The sequence below is a fragment of the Paraburkholderia sp. IMGN_8 genome (assembly GCF_038050405.1).
In the GTDB taxonomy this organism is placed as follows: Bacteria; Pseudomonadota; Gammaproteobacteria; order Burkholderiales; family Burkholderiaceae; genus Paraburkholderia.
Genome location: NZ_CP150900.1, coordinates 2,563,451 through 2,585,243, shown reverse-complemented (window position 1 = coordinate 2,585,243; position 21,793 = coordinate 2,563,451). Strand labels below are relative to the sequence as shown.

The following is a 21,793-nucleotide window of genomic DNA, read 5'->3' as shown; positions in this document are numbered from 1 at the left end:
GTGCACCAGGCAGGACTCGAACGCACACAGCGAAAATCAACAGGACCCACAGAGAGCACTTCGATGAACGAATACTGTATGTTCAAGGGCAAGCTGATCAACGCCGCGCCCTTCGTGTCGACCTACGTCGGTAGTCCTCACTACGTGATCAATGTCCAGGGTTCGGACGAGGCGATCTTCAAGATCGTCGTCAATTCGGCATCGACCCAGGTCGGCGAAGACGGTAACGACGAGGTCTACTCCTACGTGGACCTGAATTTCGCGGACCCGGTCACCGACAAGCTCGCCGGCCTGGGTCTCGGGCTTTACACGTCGGGTTTCCCGCTGCTGGACTACTGGCAGGACCGGAGCCTGCTCGACCTGCACCGGATGCGGCCGATTCCGTATGCGGACGTCGATGGCAAGCGGGCCGACGTCAACGACATCATCAACGGGATTCTGTCGATCGATACCAGTCAGGCGCCAGAATCCATTCCGTACGACAGCGGCAAAGGCGAGCCGCAGCCCCGCGATTTCTACCCGCCGCGCGAACAGGGCGTTGTCGTTTACGGGTTCGGCTTTCTGTTCCAGCCGCAGCAGGACGGACTGCATGAAACGCACATGAACCAGGGCAATCCGCGTGGCCCGCACTGGAAGGAGAACGGAGCTTTTCAGGACGGCGCTGTCATCGTGCAACGAGCAAGCGGGTTCGCCGCAATCTTCACCGCGTTTCAGACGCAGTATCTGCCCACGGATTCGAAAGGCTTCCCGGTGAAGGGTGCGCGTCCGCTTCCTGAGTTCGTCCTCGGATCGAACTAATCGCTCGCGGTGACGCAGGCGAGAGGATAGGCTATCCGGCGGCCGTAGCGCCTAGGCCCGCACGAGATGAATGGTCGCGGCGCGCGATGCGTCGCGTCCCGACCTTGTGGAAGCGGCGGCTGTCGTGGAGGAACTCATGGCCATCGCCATCGCACGAATGAGGGTGCGATATCGAGCAGCATACCCGCGCGAAGTGGTCCACGATACGTCCGTAGGGCCGCGATTTCTCACGGTGACTGAATTGCGAGTTTGTTGCTGACAGATGTCGCGCCTGCGCCCCCTTTGCAACATCTTGTGCTTGGTCAATCTGACTGGCGTCTGGAACGGTTCCGGAAAGCGTGACGGCGCCACCGTGCACACGGACCTTGCATTCTGGCGACGATTCCGGCTAGAATTGCGGACTGCTATTGTTATTGTTGTATTAGGTTGTATCAGGAGTGGTAGTTCAGTCGGTTAGAATACCGGCCTGTCACGCCGGGGGTCGCGGGTTCGAGTCCCGTCCACTCCGCCAGTATCCTCGAAAGGCGAACTCCGGTTCGCCTTTTTTATTGCCCGCTGTTGTAATATCGGGCGTTCTGTTTTCGGCACTCCTCACGCATGCTCGATTTTTTCCGCAATCACAAACGCCTGATGATGTTCATGCTCATCCTCGTCATTGTGCCGGGGTTGGGTTTTGTGGGTATCCAGGGCTTCCGCGGCTTCTTTGACGAAAGTGCAAACGTCGCCAGCGTCAACGGTCATAAGATCACCCGCGCTGAGTATGACAACGCAATGCGTCAGCAGCTCGATCGCGCCCGCCAGATGCTGGGCGCGCAATTCGACATGAAGTCGTTCGACACGCCCGAGCGCCGTAGCGAAATGCTCGACGGTCTGATCGAGCAGCGCGTGCTGGCCGACGAAACGCAGCGCCTGCATCTGACCGCTTCCGACGACGCCGTGCGGCGCGTCTTGCTGAACGATCCGGTGATCTCGTCGCTGAAGAATCCCGACGGTTCGATCGACGTCGATCGTTACAAGCAATTACTCGCGATGCAGGGCATGACGCCCGACCAGTACGACGAACGCGTGCGTTACAGCATCGCCACGCAGCAATTGCCGGCCAGCATTCAAGGCAGCGCCTTCACGTCGAAGACCCTCGCACAACATCTGACCGAGCTCGCCGAACAGAAGCGCGAAGTGCAGGGTATCGCGTTCCATCCGCGTGACTATGCTGCGAAGGTGCAGCCAACCGACGCGCAACTGCAAGCCTATTACGACGCGCATCGCAACGACTTCGCTACACCGGCCACGGCGACGATCCAGTACCTCGTGTTGTCGCCGGCAACGCTCGCCGCCGCCGTGCAGCCGAGCGACGCCGATCTGAAAAAGTATTACGACGACAACATCGCGAAGTACCGCACCGATGGCCAGGTGCGCGCGAGCCACATCCTGATCGCCGCGCCGAAAGACGCGAGCGCGGCTGACAAGGCCAAGGCGAAGCAGAAGGCCGACGAGCTGCTCGCGCAGATCAAGGCGCATCCGGACCAGTTTGCGCAGATCGCGCAGCAGAATTCGCAGGATCCGGGTTCCGCATCGAAAGGCGGCGATCTGGGTTACTTCGGTCGCGGCATGATCGCAGGCGGTCAGGCATTCGACGACGCCGTGTTCGCTCTCAAGAAAGACGAAGTCAGCGGCATCGTGCAGACCGACTTCGGCTATCACATCGTCAAGGTCACGGACGTGAAGCCGTCGGTCACGAAGCCGTTCGACGAAGTGAAGGATGCGATCGCGAAAGAGGTCAGGACGCAGCAGGCGAGCAAGACCTTCAGCGACGAGTCGGAAGGCTTCACGTCGATCGTCTACGAAAAGGCCAAGAGCCTCCAACCGGCCGCCGACAAGTACAAACTGCCGTTGCAAACGGCCACGGTCACGCCGCAGCCGGACGCGAAGCTGCCGCCGGATAGTCCGCTGAACAACGCGAAATTCCTCGCCGCTGTGTTTGCAAGCGACGCGGTGACGGCGCGCAACAACACGCAAGCGATCGACGTCGGCGGCAATACGCTGGTTGCCGCACGCGTGACCGACTACAAGGCCGCTGCCGTACCGGCGCTCGACACCATCAAGGACGCAGTGCGTCAAAAGGTGATCGCGGCTCAGTCGAACGAGGCGGCGCACAAGGATGGCATCGCGAAGCTGGCTGAATTCCAGAAGTCGAATGCCACGGCGGGCTTCTCGTCGCCGGTGAAGGTCTCGCGTAACGACGCGCAAGGCATGCCGCCTGCTGCGCTGAGCGCAATTTACAAAGCGGATGCGCAAAAACTGCCGGCCTACGTCGGTGTCGATCTCGGCAACGACGGCTACGCGATCTATCGCGTGAACTCGGTGGTGGCAAGTGCGCCGACCGATCCGCAGCGTCTCGCCGCGGCCCAGCAGCAGATCGCGCAAGTCGACGCGCAGTCCGAAGCACAGGCTTATGTTGAAGCGCTGCGTGCCCGTTCCAAGGTCAAGTTCTACGGAGCGCTGGACAGCAGCAGTGCCCAGGCGAACGGCGAATAAGCTTCGGCTCTAGCGCGTCTGTAAAACGCGCAGATGCAAAAAAGCCCCGCAATTGAATTGCGGGGCTTTTTTATTTGACGAATGAAAGCGCGTCAAACGGTTTGCTTCGGCGCGCTGCATGCGGATGCATGCAGTCAGTTGTTAAAGGCAAGCGCTGATCGCACTGGTGGTGGTGGCGTCGCTGCCCGCAGCGCCATTCGAGCGGAAGCCGACCCACGTACCCTTACCAGTGTACGACGGGCGTACCACGGCGGCTGCGCCATTAGGCGGTTGTTGGCCCGGGACGTAGACGTCGAGCGCCTGATCGTTGGCCAGCGTGTCCTGCGACACGACTCGCTGTTGCGAGCCATCCGCCCACTTCTGCGCAATGCAGGTAGCGACAGCCTTGGGTGGTTGCTGACTTTGCCCAACGGACTGAACGCCCGCTGGCGGTTGAGCGGCGCTGGCAGAAAATGCTGCGATCAAAGCGATTAGCGGCAAGTATTTCACGTTATCTCCTCAAAATTCGCTCAGAATTGAGCCGGATCACACGGATTGCGAAATAGTCCGATCGACCTTACGGATCCATGTTCCCCAATTTTCGGAAACAAGTTGTTAGCGAACTTTTCAGTGCGGCGAACTTGTGCGCAGCAGCGGCTTCACAGCCGGCCACACATTGTTGAGCAGCACGGGCTGTGCCTGCTGCGTCGGATGAATCTGATCGGCCTGAAACATCTCCGGTTTGTCGGCGATACCGGCGAGCAGGAAAGGCACCAGCGGCACGCGCAGCTGCTTCGACAGTTCGCCGTACAAGCCGTGGAACTTTTGCGTGTAGTCGAGGCCGTAATTAGGCGGTACGTACATGCCGACCAGCACGACCTTCGCGTGGCCCTGCTGAGCCTCTTCGATGATCGTGCGCAGATTGTCTTCGGTGGTGGCGAGCGGTACGCCGCGCAACGCGTCGTTGGCGCCGAGTTCGACGATCACGATGCTCGGCTTGAGTCTTTGCAGGAGCGCTGGCAAGCGGGCGCGGCCGCCGCTCGTGGTGTCGCCGCTGATGCTGGCATTGGCGACGCTATAATCGATTCGCTCGTCGGTGAGGCGCTGGCGCATCAAGGCAACCCAGCCGGTGTCGCGGGGCAGGCCGTATTCGGCGGAGATGCTGTCGCCGAGCACGACGATCACCGGCTTGGCCTCTTCAGGCGCATTGGCGGCCTGAGCCGCGAAGGGCATCGAAAACATGGCTGCAGCCAGTACGGCCGAGCCGAATACCGTAGCCAGCGCCGCAGCGCGAGGCGCTACAGCGCGCACTTTCAACCTACGCTTCACCATGCTAAACAGAACTGATCCAGTCATTGAAGTGCGGGGTTTGAGCAAGAGGGTTAAGGATGCGACCGGCGAGTTGACGATTCTCGACGATATCGATCTTGCCATCGATGCCGGCAGCAGTGTGGCGATCGTCGGTGCATCCGGGTCGGGTAAGTCTACGCTGCTTGGCTTGCTTGCAGGATTGGACAGCGCAAGTTCGGGCTCGGTTCGGCTGCTGGGGCGCGAACTCACCGAACTGAACGAAGACGAGCGCGCTGCGTTGCGCAGCGGCTCGGTCGGTTTCGTGTTTCAGTCGTTTCAACTGATGCCGCATTTGACGGCGCTCGAAAACGTCACCTTGCCACTCGAACTGCAAGGCGGCATCGGCACGCGCGAGGCCGCGGCGCGTGCGCGCGGCTTGCTGCAGCAGGTGGGTCTCGGGCAGCGTACCGGCCATTATCCGAAGCTGCTCTCGGGCGGCGAACAGCAACGCGTCGCGTTGGCGCGCGCGTTCGTCACGCATCCGGCGATCCTGTTCGCAGATGAGCCAACCGGCAGTCTCGATGCGGCTACGGGCCATGCGGTGATCGACCTGATGTTCGAGATGAATCGCGCGAACGGCGCCACGTTGATTCTTGTCACGCACGACGTCGAACTTGCGCGCCGCTGCGATACGACGGTGACGATCGAAGCAGGGCGCTTGGCCTGAGCGTGCCAGCCACACGCTACTCGTTCGTACAAAGCAAAGCGGGCCGCAAGGGCCCGTTTTGCATTCCATCTCATGCAACTCGATAACGCAACGCCGCTAACCGGGCGCGCGTGAACAATCGGCGCATGCGGCACGAGCAAGCGCGCCGCTCACGCTCAGCGCTTTAATGCGGCGCGTGCCCGGGCGATCAGCGCCGACGTCGACGAGTCATGCTTCTTTTCATCGACGCTTGCCGCCGTCAGATCCGCCTCGACTACCTTGCCGAGAATCTTGCCCAACTCGACGCCCCACTGATCGAACGGATTGATGTTCCATACCGACGCCTGCACCAGCACCTTGTGCTCGTAAAGCGCGATCAATGCGCCGAGCGAACGCGCGGTCAGTGCCTCGACCAGCAGCGTGCTGGTCGGACGGTTGCCCGGAAACACCAGATGCGGCGCGAGTTCCGGCTTGTCCGCGCCGGCGACCTTCTTCGCTTCTTCCAATGTGCGGCCGAGCATCAGCGCTTCGCTTTGCGCGAAGCAGTTCGCCAGCAGCTTCGGATGGTGGCTGACGAGCGGATGCTCCGGCGTGAGCACGGCGACGAAGTCGATCGGCACAATGGTTGGGCCCTGGTGCAGCATCTGGAAGAACGCGTGCTGACCGTTGGTGCCCGGTTCGCCCCACGTCACGGCGGAGGTCGGATAGTCGACCATCGCGCCGTCGAGACGCGCGGACTTGCCGTTGCTCTCCATCTCCAACTGTTGCAGATACGACGGCAGGAAATGCAGCGCTTCCGAATACGGCGCGACCAGGTAGCTTTGCGAGCCGAAGAAGTTGCGATACCAGATCCCGATCATGCCGAGCAGCACCGGCAGATTCTCTTCGAGCGGCGCGTCGCGGAAATGCTGGTCCATTTCGTTGGCGCCGGCCAGCAGTTCGCCGAACTGCTGAGGGCCGATCGCGATCATGATCGACAGACCGACCGCCGACCACAGCGAATAGCGGCCGCCGACCCAGTCCCACATCTCGAACACGTTCTCTTTCGCGATGCCGAACCTGACCACTTCCGAGGGATTGGCCGACACGCCGACGAAGTGTTTCGCCAGCGCGCTTTCCGGACAGCCTTTCTCGACGAACCAGTCGCGCAGCGAGCGCGCGTTGGTCATCGTTTCGAGCGTGGTGAAGGTCTTGGAGACGATGATCGCGAGCGTTTCTTCCGGATCGATCTTCTGCATTACGTTGTACAGATCGGCGCCGTCGACGTTCGAGACGAAGTGCGTCGTGATCTCCGGGCTCGCCAGATGGTGCAGCGCATGCACGACCATCTTCGGCCCGAGGTCCGAGCCGCCGATACCGATGTTCACGATATGGCGGATGCGCTTGCCGGTGTAGCCGGTCCAGGCGCCGCTGCGCACCTGATCGGCGAACGCGGCCATCCTGGCGCGCTCGGCCTGCACTTGCGCGTAGAACGGCGCTTTCGGGTCGCTTGCGCGCAGCGCGGTGTGCAGCGCGGCGCGGCCTTCGGTCGGGTTGACGACTTCGCCCGCGAACATTGCGTCGCGGCGCTTTTCGACGCCGGCTTCGCGGGCGAGTTGCACCAGCAGTTGCAGGGTTTCGTCGGTGATGCGGTTCTTCGAGAAATCGGCCGCGAGACCGCCGCCCGCGAACGCAAAGCGTTCAGCACGGGTAGGGGCGGGATCGTTCTCGGGAGCGAACCAGTCGCGCATGTGCGCATCGCGAATCTTCTCGTAATGCGTTTGCAGCGAGGACCAGGAGGGGAGCGAGTTCTGCGTCATAGCGTCCGTCTAACGAATGGGCACGAAGAAAGGCGCGCGCATGAAGCGCTGCCGAGGATGATGCAACGATGCTGTTAGAGCGATGCCGCGCGGCCGGGTTCGCGGCGGGTCGCGGTGCAACTTCGCGATCAGGTTTCGTGATGAAAATTATCGCTGAAGTTTCGCCGCAAACCGCGGTGGCCGGTCGCGCGGCTTGGTCGATCAGTATAACGGTGTTGCATGACAGGTGGCAGCGGTTTGGGCATCCAGTGCGCACGGCGAGACATGCGGCGTCATCGAACCAGTGTCGGATAGAACATCCGGTTCATCAAGGTCCGCACCATCGGTGCCAGTTCGCCCGCCGTCAAGCCGGCCGGGCCGTGGCCTTGCGCGCTCAGGGAGTCGGCGGCGAGACCGTGCAGGTAGACGCCTGCCAACGCCGCTTCGTAACGCGGCAAGTGCTGTGCGAGCAGGGCGCCGATGATGCCGCCGAGCACGTCGCCGGTGCCGCCTGTCGCGAGCGCGGCATTGCCGGTCGGATTGATCGCGAGGCGGCCGTCCGGCGCCGCGATTACCGTGCCGGTGCCTTTCAGCACGACGACGCTGGCAAAGCGCGCCGCCAGCGCACGCGCCGCGGCCAGCCGGTCGCGCTGCACGGTGGACGCGTCGGTGCCGAGCAGGCGCGCGGCTTCGAGCGGATGCGGCGTCAGCACGCACGGATCGCCTTGCACGCCGCGCGCGGTGAGCTCTGCCGCGAGCGACGGGTCTTTCGCAATCAGATTCAGCGCGTCGGCGTCGAGCAGCTTGGGCATGTCGAGTGGCAGGACGTCGTGCAGGACCTGCGTCGCACGCTCGCGATGGCCCATGCCGCAGCCGACGGCGAGCGCGTCCATCGTGTCGAGCGGCAGATCGTCGATCGCGTGCAGCATTAGTTCGGGATGCGGCGGGTCGTAGGGTGGTGCGCCGACGCCCAGCAGGGCGACGTGCACTTTGCCCGCGCCGGAGTAGAGCGCCGCGCGCGCCGCGAGGATCGGCGCGCCGCACATGCCGGTGTCGCCGCCGACCACCGCGAGGCTGCCGAAAGTGCCCTTGTGGGTCGCGAAGTCGCGTGGCGGCAGGAAGGCGGCGAATAGTTCAGGCGCGTTGAGTTGCACGGCCGCGCGGGTGGTGCTGTCGACGCCGATCGGCGCCACCGTTACCGCGCCGGCGAGGTCGCGGCCTTGTGCGGTGAAGAGACCCGGTTTGGCGCCGATGAAGGTGATGGTGTGGGTGGCGTGGACCGCATTGCCCTCGGCAATGACCGTGCCGGTGTCGCTGTCCAGGCCACTTGGGGTGTCTAGTGCCAGTACGCCGCCTTTTGCTTTTGTTTTTGCTTTGGTGCGTTGCGAGAGTTGGCGGGCGGTTGTCGCGAAGATGCCCTCCAACGGGCGCGTCAGACCTATGCCGAACATGCCGTCCACCAGCCAGGTGTAGTTTTCCAGCGAGGCTGGAGGTGTCGAGGTGATTGCAATGCCTGCGGCACGGGCGTTGTTTAGGGCCCAGCGGGCATCGTCCGGTTTTACTTCGATCGGCATGCAGAGTTCTACCGCGATGCCTGCTTTGTGGAGTTCTGTCGCCATGACCAGGGCGTCGCCGCCGTTGTTGCCCGGGCCTGCTATTAGCCACACTTTGTGCTTCGTTTTGTCGACTGACGTGTCGCGGGTTATTTGCTCGCTCAGGAAGCTGGCGGCGGCTTTGCCTGCGCGGGCCATTAGCGTATGTGCCGGCAACGCTGCCGATGCCTGGTTTTCCAGTATCCGAAGGTCCGTCAGGGTGAGGAGGGGCAGTGCACGGTTGTGCGGGTTGATCAGATCCGGGAGCGCGGTTTCGGGTTCTGTCATGGCAGTGGTTTGGGGTTCACCTTTTTGCAAGGTGAGGAAGCGGTTGAAAGCACTATGGTAGTGCGGATAGGGATAAGGTGGTTTTTTTGCCTGTGCGGCGCTTATGGTCTGTGCGCCTGTGGCGTTGGCCTTTTCTTGGTTTTTTTGCGTGCTCGGCGCTTATTTCTGTTTGCCTACGGCGTTGCCTTTCCTTGTTTTCTTTTTGGTTTATTAGCGTTCCCCCTGTGCGGGGGGCACCTACTTTTCTTTGCCTGCCGCAAAGAAAAGTAGGCAAAAGAAAGCGGCTCAAACCGCTAATTTTTAAGCGGGTCCCCTAGCTTGGAGGAGGTAGTGGAGCATCTGGAATCGGTGTTCTCGCACACTCCGCGCTGGTGACAAGGCAGTCATACTTCCGGCGGCGCTGCGCGCGCCGTAGCGGTACTTCATAAAACCGTCGGGTCTGTCGGGTGCTTCCGATGCCTACGGTCGTTCAAGCGTAATGGCTTGCTTTTGTTGCGCTAGCGTAACTCGTGGCTGCGTTCCTTAGCCACGCTGACGTAACGCGCGCCTGCGTGTCGTTTGGCAAAGTGGCTCGCACTTCCACAATTCAGGCGCCTCGCCGAGGCGAAGCCGATGGCTCCCGCCGCGCAAAGAGTACCCACTGGTTTCCCTTGCAGACCGTTCCGGCGAGCACGTAGTGCGAGGCGGGAAGAATGATGCCGGAGGTGCCAATCTGCGATCGGTGTTGGGAAGTACCGCCGCGGCGCGCGCAGCGCCGCCGGAAGTATGACGGCCTTGTCACTCACGTCGAATGTGCGAGAACACCGATTCCAGATGCTCCACTACCTCCTCCAAGCCAGGGGACCCGCTTTAGAACTGGCGGTGTGAAGCCGCTTTCTTTGCTTACTTTCTTTGCGGCGGCAAAGAAAGTAAGTGCCTGCCCCGCACAGGGGCGAAGCTAATAGACCACTAACAAATCAAGGAAAGGCCAACACCGCAGGCGCACAGACCATAAGCGCCGCGAAGGCAAAAAAACCAAAAAAGGACCAACACCGTAGGCACACAACCCATGCCGCCGCAAAAGGCAAAAAACCCTTCAAAACCGATCCGGCCGAAGCGCCGCCAACGTCTCCACCGGCAGATCCGGCGCCGTGCCAGTAACCATATCGGTCACAAGCTTTCCAGCACCGCATGCCAGCCCCCATCCCGCCGGACCATGCCCAACATTCACAAACAGCCGAGGATGCACAGTATTGCCAATCACCGGCAAACCATCCTGCGACAGCAGTTTCACCCCCTCCCATGGCAACGCCGCGGAAATCCGCGCGGCCCCCGGGATCCAGTCGTGCGTCGCCTGACCCAATAGCGCAAGCGCTTCCTTGGTCAACGCCTCGCCGAGCGGTTTGTCGATCTGGCCGGCACTCTGCAATACCGCGCCACCCGCAATCCGCAACCGGTGGTTCATCCGCGTAATCGCAATCCGCTTCACCGCGTCGACAATCGCGACGTGCGGCGCGCATTCCTCATGCGCAATCGGTGCAACCAGCGTGTGCAGGCGCAGCGGATGCAGCGGCAGTCGCAGCCCAAGGCGTTCGAGCAGCGGCAAGCTGCCGTAACCCGCGGCCACAACAATCGCGTCAGCGCTGATCACGTCGACTTCGCGTGAACGGGACGTCTCGCCCGGACGCGCCGCCAGTTCCACCGCGGGGCGCTGGCCGTCGAGGCGGATCGCCGACACTTCGCAACCAGGCATGAATTGCACGCCGCCCTGCGTATCGAGGGTCTGTTTGATCAGCTTCGCAAATAGCGGGCAGTTCGCCGTGCGCTCCTGGTCGAACAGCACGCCGCCAGCGAATTCCGGATCGGTCGGCACGGAATGCTCGAACGTGGCGCATTCGGCAGGCGTCAGCACGTGATGCGGCACTTCGTATTGACGCAGCAGGTCGAGCGCAGTCTGGGTCTGCTGCCATTCCTGCGCGGAACGCACCAGATAAAGGACGCCGCTCGCCTGTTCGTATTCCAGGCCGAAGCGCGCTTCCATGTCGGCCATCGCGTCACGCGACAATTCGATCAGCGGGCGCAGCCGCCCGTATTGCCGGCTGAACGCCTCCGGCGCCTGCAAAATGGCAAGCTGCTTGACGAACTGACGCGCTGCCCCGTTGAAGCCGGTCTTGCTGATGACGCCATTCTTCGCGCCCTGACGGTTCGCCATGAAAGTCGGGCCGAACCAGACGTCGAGCGGGGTCGGGAGGACGGTGCCGCCGTGTCCATAGGTCGCGCCCTGCGCGACGGTCGCGTGGCGCTCGACGACGCAAACCCTGTGGCCGGCCGCGCGCAGTTGATAAGCGGTGGCGACGCCAACTATCCCGCCGCCAATGACGATGACATCCATGTTCTGATTCGATTTGCCGGCGGGATGCTAGAACCCTGCGTTCCGCTTAAGCGTGACATGCGGCGCGAAACCCGGCATTGCTCAGGCCGCTCGCGCCGATCTGGTGAAAGGGCGAATGATAGCAGCCAAACGGACGGCCCTGGCACGCGAGCGCCACCGCGGACGCCGCAGGCCAGCGCCTGGCGTGGCGACCCAAACCGCACCGCCGAGCCCGCTGGAAGCCCGTTCCCGGGGTATAATCCCGGACTTCCTTTCCGCCTCACGTCGCCCGCACGCGCGACTCTTCGGCATCATTGAGCGACGCAACGTCAAGTCCATGGCCCACTTCTCGTGTTTCCCCGGCGCTTCGGCCCTTTCCGATTTCCGTCAAACCCGCCTGCTCGAAACGCTCACGCGCATCGACGCCAACATCACCGGCGTGCGCGGACAGTATCTGCATTTCGTCAATGCCCAGACGCCGCTCTCCGCGGAAGACAACGCGAAGATCGAAGCGCTGATGCACTACGGCGATCCGCTCGAAGAAACCAAAGAGCGCGGCACCGCCGAAACCTTCCTCGTGGTGCCGCGCTTCGGCACGGTGTCGCCGTGGGCGAGCAAGGCAACGGATATCGCCCATCTGTGCGGCCTCACGCAGGTACGCCGCATCGAGCGTGGCGTCGAGTACACGGTCACGCTGAAAAGCGGCCTGCTCAGCGGCAAGAAGGCGCTCTCCGACGAAGCCCGCGCGGCCGTCGCCGCGGCGCTGCATGACCGCATGACCGAAAGCGTCGCGCCGTCGCGTGACCACGCGATGCATCTGTTCGACGAACTGCCGGCCAAGCCGCTGCAAACCGTCGACGTTTTGAGCCACGGCCGTAGCGCGCTGGAAGCGGCGAACACGGAACTGGGCCTCGCGCTTGCCGACGACGAAATCGACTATCTGGTCGACGCATTCACGAAACTCGCCCGCAACCCGACCGACGTCGAACTGATGATGTTCGCGCAGGCCAACAGCGAGCACTGCCGCCACAAGATTTTCAACGCGCAATGGACCATCGACGGCGAGCCGCAGGACATCTCGCTGTTCAACATGATCCGCAACACCGAGAAGCTGAACCCCCAAGGCACGATCGTCGCGTATTCGGACAACTCCGCGATCATGGCGGGCGGCATCGCCGAGCGCTGGTTCCCGCGCACGCCGGCTGAACTCGGCGAAAACGAGTTGCCCGAGCACTATCGCCGTAACGTCGAACTGACGCACACCTTGATGAAGGTGGAAACGCACAATCACCCGACCGCGATCTCGCCGTTCCCGGGCGCCTCGACCGGCGCAGGCGGCGAAATCCGCGACGAAGGCGCGACCGGCCGCGGCGCGCGTCCGAAGGCGGGTCTGGCGGGCTTCACGGTGTCGAACCTCGAATTGCCGGACGGCGTCGAAGCGTGGGAAAACGCCCGCGACGCCGCGCAGCCGCTCGCGCACCGCAACCCGAACGACAGGCACGAAGCGTACGGCCGGCCCGATCGCATCGCTTCGCCGCTGCAGATCATGATCGATGGCCCGCTGGGCGGCGCCGCGTTCAACAATGAATTCGGCCGACCGAATCTGGGCGGCTATTTCCGTACTTACGAGCAGAACGTCGCCGGTCTGGTGCGCGGCTATCACAAGCCGATCATGATCGCCGGCGGCATCGGCAATATTTCGGACCAACACACGCACAAGCACGATCTGCCGGAAGGGTCGCTGCTGATCCAGATCGGCGGCCCGGGCATGCGCATCGGCATGGGCGGCGGCGCGGCCAGCTCGATGGCGACCGGCACCAACACCGCCGAACTCGACTTCGACTCAGTCCAGCGCGGCAACCCGGAAATCGAGCGGCGCGCACAGGAAGTCATCAACGCGTGCTGGCAACTCGGCGAGAAGAATCCGATCCTGAGCATCCACGACGTCGGCGCGGGCGGTCTGTCGAACGCGTTCCCGGAAGTGGTGGACGGCGCGAGCAAGGGCGCGATTTTCGAACTGCGCAAGATCCAGCTGGAAGAAAGCGGTCTGTCGCCGCGTGAAATCTGGTCGAACGAAGCGCAGGAGCGCTATGTGCTGGCGATTGCGCCTGCCGATCTGCCGGCCTTCGAAGCGATGTGCCAGCGCGAGCGCTGCCCGTTCGCGGTGATCGGTACGGCCACCGCCGAGCGTCAGTTGAAGCTGATCGACACCGAACTGAAAGACGACGCCGCGCACCAGCCGGTCGATATGCCGATGGAAGTGCTGCTCGGCAAGGCGCCGCGCATGCATCGCGACGTCAAGCGCGTCGAAACGAAGCTCGAGCCGGTGGATGTCACCAGCACCGCGTTGTCGGAAGTGGCGGTCAGCGTGCTGCGTCACCCGACGGTCGCAAGCAAGTCGTTCCTGATCACGATCGGCGACCGCTCGGTGGGCGGCACGACCGCGCGTGACCAGATGGTCGGCCCGTGGCAAGTGCCGGTCGCCGACGTCGCGATCACGACGATGGACTACGCGGGCTTCCGCGGCGAAGCGATGACGATGGCCGAGCGCACGCCGCTCGCCGTGATCAACGCGCCGGCTTCGGGCCGCATGGCGGTCGGCGAGGCGGTCACCAACATCGCGGCGGCGCCGATCGCGTCGCTCGATAAGCTCAAGCTGTCGGCGAACTGGATGGCCGCCTGCGGCGCACCGGGCGAAGACGCCGCGCTGTTCGACACGGTCAAGGCGATCGGCATGGAGTTGTGCCCGGCGCTCGGCATCAGCATTCCGGTCGGCAAGGATTCGCTGTCGATGCGCACCAAATGGGAAGACCGTGGTGTCGCGAAGGAAGTGGTCGCACCGGTCTCACTGATCATCTCGGCGTTCGCGCCGGTTGAAGACGTGCGCAAGCACCTCACACCGCAACTGCGCCGCGTAAGCGAGGCGGGCGACTCCGTGCTGATCGCGATCGACCTCGGCCGCGGCAAGCATCGTCTCGGCGGCAGCATCCTCGCGCAGGTCACGCAGCAGGTCGGCGACACGGTGCCGGACGTCGACGATGCGGAAGATCTGAAACGCTTCTTCACCGCGATCCAGGCGCTCAACAGCGACGGCAAGCTGCTCGCTTACCACGACCGCTCTGACGGCGGCCTGTGGGCGACGGTCTGTGAAATGGCGTTTGCGGGTCACGTCGGCGTGTCGCTGAATGTCGACATGCTGGTGCTCGATCCGGATCACGAATCCGACTACGGCGACGCGAAAGACTGGGCCAAGCAGACCAGCGGCCGCCGCGAAGACCGCACGATCCGCGCGCTTTTCACTGAGGAGCTCGGCGCTGTGATCCAGGTGCGCGCGCAGGAGCGCGACGCGGTGCTGGCTGCATTGCGTGAGCATGGTCTGTCGGCATGTTCGCACGTGATCGGCAAGATCAACGAGCGCGACACGATCGAAATCTATCGCGACGCGAAGAAGATCTACGAAGCGCCGCGCACCGAATTGCATCGCGCGTGGAGCGAAGTGAGCTGGCGCATTTCGCGTCTGCGCGACAACCCGGCATGCGCCGACGCCGAATACGACGCGCTGCTCGACGCCGCCGATCCGGGCATCACGCCGGTTCTCAGCTTCGATCCGGCTGAAGACGTCGCCGCACCGTTCGTCCCCCAAGGGGACTTCCTTCGGGGCGTTCACAAGGGCGCGCGTCCGCGTGTCGCGATTCTGCGCGAGCAGGGCGTGAACTCGCACCTCGAAACGGCCTATGCATTCGACCGCGCCGGTTTCGACGCGCACGACGTGCATATGAGCGACCTGTTGTCGGGCCGCGCCACGCTGGCGGATTTCGCCGGTGCGGTGGCGTGCGGCGGTTTCTCGTACGGCGACACGCTGGGTGCCGGCGAAGGCTGGGCGAAGGCGATCCGCTTCAACTCGCAACTGGCCGACATGTTCGCCGCCTTCTTCGGCCGCGAAGACACGTTCGCGCTGGGCATCTGCAACGGCTGCCAGATGATGAGCAGCCTCGCGTCGATGATTCCGGGCGCTGAAGCCTGGCCGAAGTTCACGCGCAACAAGTCAGAGAAATTCGAAGCGCGCTTCTCGCTGGTCGAAGTGCAAGCGTCGCCGTCGATCTTCTTCGCCGGCATGGAAGGCTCGCGCATTCCGGTGGCGATCGCGCACGGTGAAGGCTTTGCTGACTTCTCGCAGCAGGGCGATGCGTCGAAGGTCGCGGTGGCGATGCGTTATGTCGATCACCGTGGTCAGGCGACCGAGCAATATCCGTTCAACCCGAACGGCTCGCCGAACGGCATCACGTCGGTGACCACGCCGGATGGCCGCTTCACCGTGCTGATGCCGCACACCGAGCGCGTGCATCGCGCGGTGCAGATGAGCTGGCATCCGGAGAGCTGGGGCGAAGGCGGCAACGACGGCAGTCCGTGGATGCGCGTGTTCCAGAACGCACGCCGCTGGCTGGGTTGATGCGGGGAAGGCCGCTGCGGCTGCATTGCGCGGGGGCCTTCGAAGCGAAAGCCGAACCGCAGAAACGAAAAAGCCGCCCCTGGGCGGCTTTTTCGTGCTCAAGCGGCAGGTAAAAGAGCCGCTTACTGAATCTTCGCGTTCTTACGCAGACCTTCTTCGAACGCTTGCAGCTTTTCCTGCTGGATCTGCTGCACGATCTGCGGACGCACTTGCTCGAGCGGCGGCGGCGTGGTGTTGCGCACGTCGTCGACACGGATGATGTGCCAGCCGAATTGCGTATGCACCGGCGTGTCGGTCATCCGGCCTTTCTGCAGATGCGTGGCCGCGTCCGCGAATTCAGGCACGTAAGCCTTCGGGTCCGACCAGTCCAGGTCGCCGCCGTTCTTGCCCGATCCCGGGTCCTTCGAGAACTGCTTGGCGAGATCCTCGAAGCTCGCGCCGCCCTTGATCTTGACGATCAGATCCTTGGCTTGCTGTTCGTTGTCGACGAGGATGTGGTGCAGGTGATATTCCTTGCCGCCCGCATCCTTGACCAGTGCGTTGTAACGCGCGGTCACTTCGGCGTCGCTCGGCTGGTTGTTCTTGACAAAGTCTTCGATCAGCGCGCGCAGCACGACGGTTTGTTGTGCGACGGCGATTTGCGCCTTGATGTCCGGACGATTCGGCAGGCCGCGGCGCAGCGCTTCCTGCATCAGGATTTCGCGGTTCACCAGCTCTTCGCGTACGGCCATCTGCAGTTGCGGCGTGTTTTGCTGGCCTTGATGAACCAGTTGATCGATCAGCGCATCGGCGCGCGCTTTCGGAATCGGCGTACCGTTCACGACGGCGATGTTCTGTGCGAATGCAGGTGCGGCCGCGAACGCAGCCAGCAATACCCAAAGGCGGGTTTTCTTCAAGGTCATCGAAAATTTTCCTAGCGGGGCAACAAAGCGAATTCTTCGGGCGTATACGCCGTGATTGCAAGGGCGTGAATGCCGCGCTGCATGGCATCGGCCAGCGCATCATACACCATGCGATGCCGCGCTACGCGGGCCTTACCGGCGAATGCGGCGGCCACAATCGTGACACTGAAATGACCGCCGGCGGACGCGCCGGCGTGGCCCGCATGCTGCGCGCTATCGTCGGTGATCTGGATCGACGTGACCGGCGCAAGCGCAGCTGTGAGACGCGCTTCGATCAGCGCGGCGCGCTCGGCGGTGGTGGCGTGCATAAACACATCGCTCGTCATGTCATTCTTCCTTCATATACCTGGACAACCACAAACTCTGTCCGACGATGAACACCACGAGGCACCCCGTCGCGCCGAACAGCTTGAAATTGACCCATTGGTCGGTCGTGTAGTTGTACGCGACGAACAGATTGACGAGCCCGAGCAGCACGAAGAATATCGCCCAGACGATATTCAGCTTGCCCCAGATCGCGTGCGGCAGCGTGATCTGCTTGCCCATCATCGCTTCGATCAGGTTCTTGTTGAACGCCAGCTGCGAGACGATCAGCGCGACCGAGAACGCCCAGTACAGCACCGTCGGCTTCCATTTGATGAAGGTGTCGTTGTGCAGCACGAGCGTTGCGCCGCCGAACACCGTGACGACGCCGAGGCTGACCCACAGCATCGGATCGACTTTGCGGTGGCGGAACGCCACCCAGGCGATCTGCACCAGCGTGGCGACGATCGCCACTGCCGTCGCCGTGAAAATGCCCCATACCTTGAAGGTGACGAAGAACAGGATGATCGGGAACAGATCGAACAGGAATTTCATTATCTGGTCGGGGATTCGGAGAGTGAGTCGGGGAATTGAAAGGCGCTATGCGCGGCGCCGGCGACGATTGGCGGGTTGAACCCGGCGCGGCGGCCGGTACGCGGCGCTAGCCGTTCGTGCCGCGACTGCCGGCGCCGGATTGTCCGCTTCGCAAGCCGGATGAAGGGTGTCGCGGCCGGCGGGCGCTTGATGACAAACGGGCATACGCCGGCCGGCAACGCGCCGGACTCCGCGCTGCGTTACTTGGGCTCGAATTGTAACGCAGCCGAATTGATGCAGTAGCGCAGACCGGTTGGCGCCGGTCCGTCTTCGAACACGTGGCCCAGATGCGCGCCGCAATTCTTGCACTGCACCTCGATGCGCAGCATGCCGTGCGAGCGGTCGGTTTTCTCGGCGATCACTTCGCCGTTGATCGGCTTGAAGTAGCTCGGCCAGCCGCAACCGGCGTCGAATTTGGTGTCCGATTCGAACAGCGGCGTGCCGCAACACACGCAGTCGTAAATACCGCGATCCCAGTGGTCGTGGTAGCGGCCGGTGAACGGCCGCTCGGTGGCCGCGTGGCGCGTCACCTGATATTCGATGTCCGACAGTTGCTTGCGCCATTCGGCGTCGTCCTTTTGTACGGCAGGGGCGTCGGTCTTGAGGTCGTCGGGGTTGTTCATGGTCGGGGTTCCTGTCTCGGGTTTGTTTTTGGGGCGTGCTTACGACTTGCAGTGGCGCTTCACGAAGAGCAACTGACTTCCAGCGAGCTGGCCCAGTCCGGCGGCAGTCCCGCATACGCCTCGTGTTCCGGCTGCTCGTCGAATGGACGGCGCAGCACCGCCGCCAAACGCTCCACTTCGGAGAAATCTTTCTCTTTCGCGCGGCGGATCGCCGTTTCCGCCAGGTGATTGCGAAGTACGAATTTGGGGTTCACACGGTTCATTGCAATGACGCGCGCGGCGTCGTCGCGTGTTTCTTCGGACAGGCGCGCGCGGTAGTCGTTCACCCACGTATCAAACGCGGCGCGGTCGAGGAACAGGTCACGCGTCGGCGCGTCGCCGCTCGCGTCGTGTTTCGAAATACGCGCCAGATTGCGGAACGTCAGCGTGAAATCGGCCCGGTTTGCGTGCATGACTTCGAACAGGCGATTGACCAGAGCATCGTCGCCTTCGCGCTCGATCTCGAGGCCGAGCTTCGCGCGCATACGACGCTCCAGCGCCGGTGCGAAGCGTTCCTTGAAGCCACCGAGCACACGTTGCGCATCTTCGATGGCCTTCTCGCCGCGTACGCTTTCCTCGTGTTTTTCGCCGAGCAGCGGCAGCAGGCCTTGCGCGAGGCAAAAGAGATTCCAGTACGCGATCTGCGGTTGCATCCGGTACGCGTAGCGGCCCTGCGAGTCCGAGTGATTGCAGATGTAGCCGGCGTCGAAGCCGTCCATGAAACCGAACGGGCCGTAGTCGATCGTGAGACCGAGGATCGACATGTTGTCGGTGTTCATCACGCCATGACAGAAGCCGACTGCCTGCCATTCGACCGTCAGATCGGCGGTCGACAACACCGCTTCGTTCAGCAGCGCGAGATACGGATCGTCGGCTTCACGGCAATGCGGATAGAAACGCTCGATCACGTGATCGGCAAGTGCACGGAGTGCATCGACGCGATCGTTCGAATAGAAGTGTTCGAAGTGCCCGAAGCGCACGAAGCTCGGCGCCACACGCGTGACGACCGCCGCGGTTTCGATTTCCTCGCGCCGCACCGGCTGGTCGGAGCCGATCACGCACAGCGCGCGGGTGGTTGGAATGCCGAGGTGATGCATTGCCTCGGAACACAGATATTCGCGAATCGACGAGCGCAGCACCGCGCGGCCGTCGCCCATGCGCGAATAGGGCGTGCGGCCGGCGCCTTTGAGCTGCAGCTCGAAGCGTTGGCCGTCGTGCTCGACTTCGCCGAGACTGAGCGCGCGGCCGTCGCCGAGCTGGCCGGCCCACACCCCGAACTGATGGCCCGAATACACCGATGCGTACGGCAACGCGTGCGCCGGCCACTCGCGCGTGGCGTTGCCGGAGAAGAGTTCGGCGAAACCGGGATCATGCTGGAGCCCGGGTGCTAAACCAAGCAACGCGGCCGTCTCTTCGGAGAAGCCGACTATGTACGGCGCATTGAGCGGCGCCGCGGGCAGCCGTGTCAGAAACGTGCTGCCGAGCCGCGCAAACGCGCCTTCGGGCGAGGTGGCAAGAGCGTCGGAAAGAGCCGATAAAGGCACGGATAACCCTGCAATGCTTGGGGAAAACGACATATTGAGCGCCTCTGGATTAACCGATATTGTAAGTCCGCGCCCGCGGCGCTGCTGGCAGGCCGTTTGCCCGACGCCTCCCGCGTACTGGGCGCCTCCCGCCAAAGCCCGCGCGGCACACGAAACGCCACCCCATCGCAACGCCCATTGACGAAAACAAGGCGAGGAGACCTCTCTTTATGACGACGCCGCTGCTTGGCCAGATGATGGACGTGCCGCTCACCGTGTCCTCGTTGCTCGCGCATGCCGCGCGGCATTTCGGCGACACCGAAATCGTGTCGCGGCGTATCGAAGGCGACGTGCATCGCTACACCTACCGCGACTGCGAAAAGCGCGCGAAGCAACTGGCGCAGGCGCTGATCGCGCTGGGCGTCGAGCCCGGCGAGCGGGTCGCCACGCTGGCCTGGAACGGCTACCGGCACCTTGAAGCGTATTACGGCGTCACCGGCTTCGGCGCCGTGTGCCACACGATCAATCCGCGCCTTTTTCCCGACCAGATCGCCTACATCGTCAATCATGCGGGCGACGCGTACGTGCTGTTCGATACCACGTTCGCACCGCTCGTCGATTGTCTCGCGCCGCAGTGTCCGAAAGTGCGCGGGTGGATCGCACTTGCCGACGAAGCGCATCTGCCGAAGATGCAAACGCCCGTGCTCAGCTACGAGGCGCACGTCACCGCGCAGGACGGCAACTACGCATGGCCGCCGCTCGACGAACGCCAGGCGTCGTACCTTTGCTATACGTCCGGCACCACCGGCAATCCAAAGGGCGCGCTGTATTCGCATCGCTCGACCGTGCTGCATGCGCTCGGCGCGTCACTGCCCGACGCGATGGGTCTGTCCGCGCGCGATTCCGTGTTGCCCGTCGTGCCGATGTTTCATGTGAACGCATGGGGCATTCCGCATGCCGCGCCGCTGACCGGCGCGAAGCTGGTGTTTCCGGGCAAGGATCTCGACGGCAAATCGCTGTACGAACTGATGGAAAACGAACGCGTCACGTATTCGGCCGGCGTGCCGACGGTGTGGCTCGGCTTGCTGAACTACCTGCGCGAAGCAGGCGTGCGTTTCTCGTCGCTGAACCGCACGGTGATAGGCGGCTCCGCATGTCCGCCGGCGATGCTGCGCGCGTTCCAGGACGAATACGGCGTCGAAGTGATTCATGCATGGGGCATGACAGAAATGTCGCCGCTCGGCACCTTGTCGAAACTGACGTGGGAGCAGAGCCAGCGCTCGCCGGACGAGCAGCGCAAATTGCGTGAAAAGCAGGGCCATGCGATCTACGGCGTCGATATGAAAATCGTCGGCGCCGATGGGCGCGACCTGCCGTGGGACGGCGTTGCGTTCGGCGATCTGCACGTGCGCGGCCCGTGGGTGATCGACCGGTATTTCCGCACGGACGACTCGCCGCTGGTGGACGGCTGGTTCCCGACCGGCGACGTCGCCACCATCGACCGCGACAGTTTCCTGCACATCACGGATCGCTCGAAAGACGTGATCAAGTCTGGCGGCGAGTGGATCAGCTCGATCGATATCGAGAACGTCGCGATCGCGCATCCGGCGGTGGCCGAAGCGGCGTGCATCGCCTGCGCGCATCCGAAATGGACCGAGCGGCCGCTGCTGGTGGTCGTCAAGCGGCCGGGTTTCGACGTGACGCGCGAAGAACTGCTTGCGTTCTACGACGGCAAGGTCGCCAAATGGTGGATTCCCGACGACGTCGCGTTCGTCGACGAACTGCCGCACACGGCCACCGGCAAGCTGCAAAAACTCAAGCTGCGCGACACCTTCCGCGATCACGTGCTGCCGTCCGCACTCGAAGACGAAAAAAACTGTCCCGTTGCCAGGGGAAACCCCGTCTAACGATAAATTGAACGAGCGTGCTTTTTTGTGTATTCTGCCTGCTGACCCCGGGGAAAGTCGGAGAATGAGTCGGCTCACGAATTGATTCACTCTTCGGCTCGGTGAACTGGGACGGGCGGCGCGTCATGTGCCGCCT

15 protein-coding genes, 1 tRNA gene and 1 pseudogene are annotated in these 21,793 nt (G+C 63.0%); 6 read left to right on the top strand and 11 right to left on the bottom strand.

Annotated features, from left to right (window positions below; translation table 11 throughout):
• Positions 1-63: 63 nt before the first annotated feature.
• Positions 64-798 carry a YukJ family protein gene (locus WN982_RS11940; protein ID WP_341312219.1) on the top strand — a complete coding sequence of 245 codons (735 nt, stop codon included), beginning with the start codon at positions 64-66 and terminating at the stop codon, positions 796-798.
• A 227-nt stretch (positions 799-1,025) separates the two neighbouring features.
• Here the strand turns inward: WN982_RS11940 and WN982_RS11935 are convergent.
• A pseudogene (locus WN982_RS11935) lies at positions 1,026-1,162 on the bottom strand (BON domain-containing protein); the annotation flags it as partial.
• A gap of 70 nt (positions 1,163-1,232) precedes the next feature.
• On the opposite strand from WN982_RS11935, the gene WN982_RS11930 reads away from it, so the two are divergent.
• Together WN982_RS11930 and WN982_RS11925 are read left to right on the top strand one after the other, a co-directional pair.
• Positions 1,233-1,309, top strand: a tRNA-Asp gene (locus WN982_RS11930).
• An 86-nt stretch (positions 1,310-1,395) separates the two neighbouring features.
• Positions 1,396-3,333, top strand: coding sequence for a SurA N-terminal domain-containing protein (locus WN982_RS11925; RefSeq protein ID WP_341312218.1), 1,938 nt, complete (start codon positions 1,396-1,398; stop codon positions 3,331-3,333).
• Positions 3,334-3,474: 141 nt separating this feature from the next.
• Here the strand turns inward: WN982_RS11925 and WN982_RS11920 are convergent, their stop codons facing one another.
• Both WN982_RS11920 and WN982_RS11915 read right to left on the bottom strand, forming a co-directional pair.
• On the bottom strand, positions 3,475-3,822 hold the full coding sequence (locus WN982_RS11920; protein ID WP_341312217.1) for a hypothetical protein: 348 nt from the start codon (positions 3,820-3,822) through the stop codon (positions 3,475-3,477).
• A 117-nt stretch (positions 3,823-3,939) separates the two neighbouring features.
• Positions 3,940-4,644, bottom strand: coding sequence for an arylesterase (locus WN982_RS11915; protein ID WP_341312216.1), 705 nt, complete (start codon positions 4,642-4,644; stop codon positions 3,940-3,942).
• Between WN982_RS11915 and WN982_RS11910 the strand changes: the two genes are divergently transcribed.
• Positions 4,643-5,329: an ABC transporter ATP-binding protein gene (locus tag WN982_RS11910; protein WP_341312215.1), complete on the top strand. Its 687-nt coding sequence runs from the start codon at positions 4,643-4,645 to the stop codon at positions 5,327-5,329. The two genes, WN982_RS11915 and WN982_RS11910, sit on opposite strands and share 2 nt — an antisense overlap.
• A gap of 155 nt (positions 5,330-5,484) precedes the next feature.
• On the opposite strand, the gene pgi is transcribed toward WN982_RS11910, so the two are convergent.
• From pgi to WN982_RS11895, 3 genes are all read right to left on the bottom strand, one after another.
• Positions 5,485-7,107 carry a glucose-6-phosphate isomerase gene (pgi, locus tag WN982_RS11905; RefSeq protein WP_341312214.1) on the bottom strand — a complete coding sequence of 541 codons (1,623 nt, stop codon included), beginning with the start codon at positions 7,105-7,107 and terminating at the stop codon, positions 5,485-5,487.
• Positions 7,108-7,379: 272 nt separating this feature from the next.
• Entirely contained in the window at positions 7,380-8,966 is a 1,587-nt protein-coding gene (locus WN982_RS11900) for an NAD(P)H-hydrate dehydratase (protein WP_341312213.1), read from the bottom strand.
• Positions 8,967-10,041: 1,075 nt separating this feature from the next.
• The gene (locus WN982_RS11895) at positions 10,042-11,337 is read right to left on the bottom strand and encodes an FAD-dependent oxidoreductase (protein WP_341312212.1); all 1,296 of its coding nucleotides are present in this window, start codon (positions 11,335-11,337) and stop codon (positions 10,042-10,044) included.
• Positions 11,338-11,653: 316 nt separating this feature from the next.
• Here WN982_RS11895 and purL point away from each other — a divergent pair, with 316 nt between their 5' ends.
• A complete protein-coding gene (gene purL / locus WN982_RS11890) occupies positions 11,654-15,766 on the top strand; it encodes a phosphoribosylformylglycinamidine synthase (RefSeq protein WP_341312211.1) in 4,113 nt (1,370 codons plus the stop codon).
• Positions 15,767-15,888: 122 nt separating this feature from the next.
• Here purL and WN982_RS11885 read toward each other — a convergent pair whose 3' ends face one another.
• From WN982_RS11885 to WN982_RS11865, 5 genes are all read right to left on the bottom strand, one after another.
• Positions 15,889-16,668: a peptidylprolyl isomerase gene (locus tag WN982_RS11885; RefSeq protein ID WP_341312210.1), complete on the bottom strand. Its 780-nt coding sequence runs from the start codon at positions 16,666-16,668 to the stop codon at positions 15,889-15,891.
• A gap of 11 nt (positions 16,669-16,679) precedes the next feature.
• Entirely contained in the window at positions 16,680-16,994 is a 315-nt protein-coding gene (locus WN982_RS11880; protein WP_341312209.1) for a BolA family protein, read from the bottom strand.
• A 1-nt stretch (position 16,995) separates the two neighbouring features.
• Entirely contained in the window at positions 16,996-17,526 is a 531-nt protein-coding gene (locus WN982_RS11875) for a septation protein A (protein ID WP_341312208.1), read from the bottom strand.
• A 239-nt stretch (positions 17,527-17,765) separates the two neighbouring features.
• Positions 17,766-18,188 (bottom strand): peptide-methionine (R)-S-oxide reductase MsrB, encoded by a 423-nt coding sequence (gene msrB, locus WN982_RS11870; protein ID WP_341312207.1) that lies wholly within the window; start codon positions 18,186-18,188, stop codon positions 17,766-17,768.
• 59 nt (positions 18,189-18,247) lie between these two features.
• A complete protein-coding gene (locus WN982_RS11865) occupies positions 18,248-19,804 on the bottom strand; it encodes a protein adenylyltransferase SelO family protein (protein ID WP_341312206.1) in 1,557 nt (518 codons plus the stop codon).
• 176 nt (positions 19,805-19,980) lie between these two features.
• On the opposite strand from WN982_RS11865, the gene WN982_RS11860 reads away from it, so the two are divergent.
• Positions 19,981-21,657: a 3-(methylthio)propionyl-CoA ligase gene (locus WN982_RS11860; RefSeq protein WP_341312205.1), complete on the top strand. Its 1,677-nt coding sequence runs from the start codon at positions 19,981-19,983 to the stop codon at positions 21,655-21,657.
• Positions 21,658-21,793: the final 136 nt, after the last annotated feature.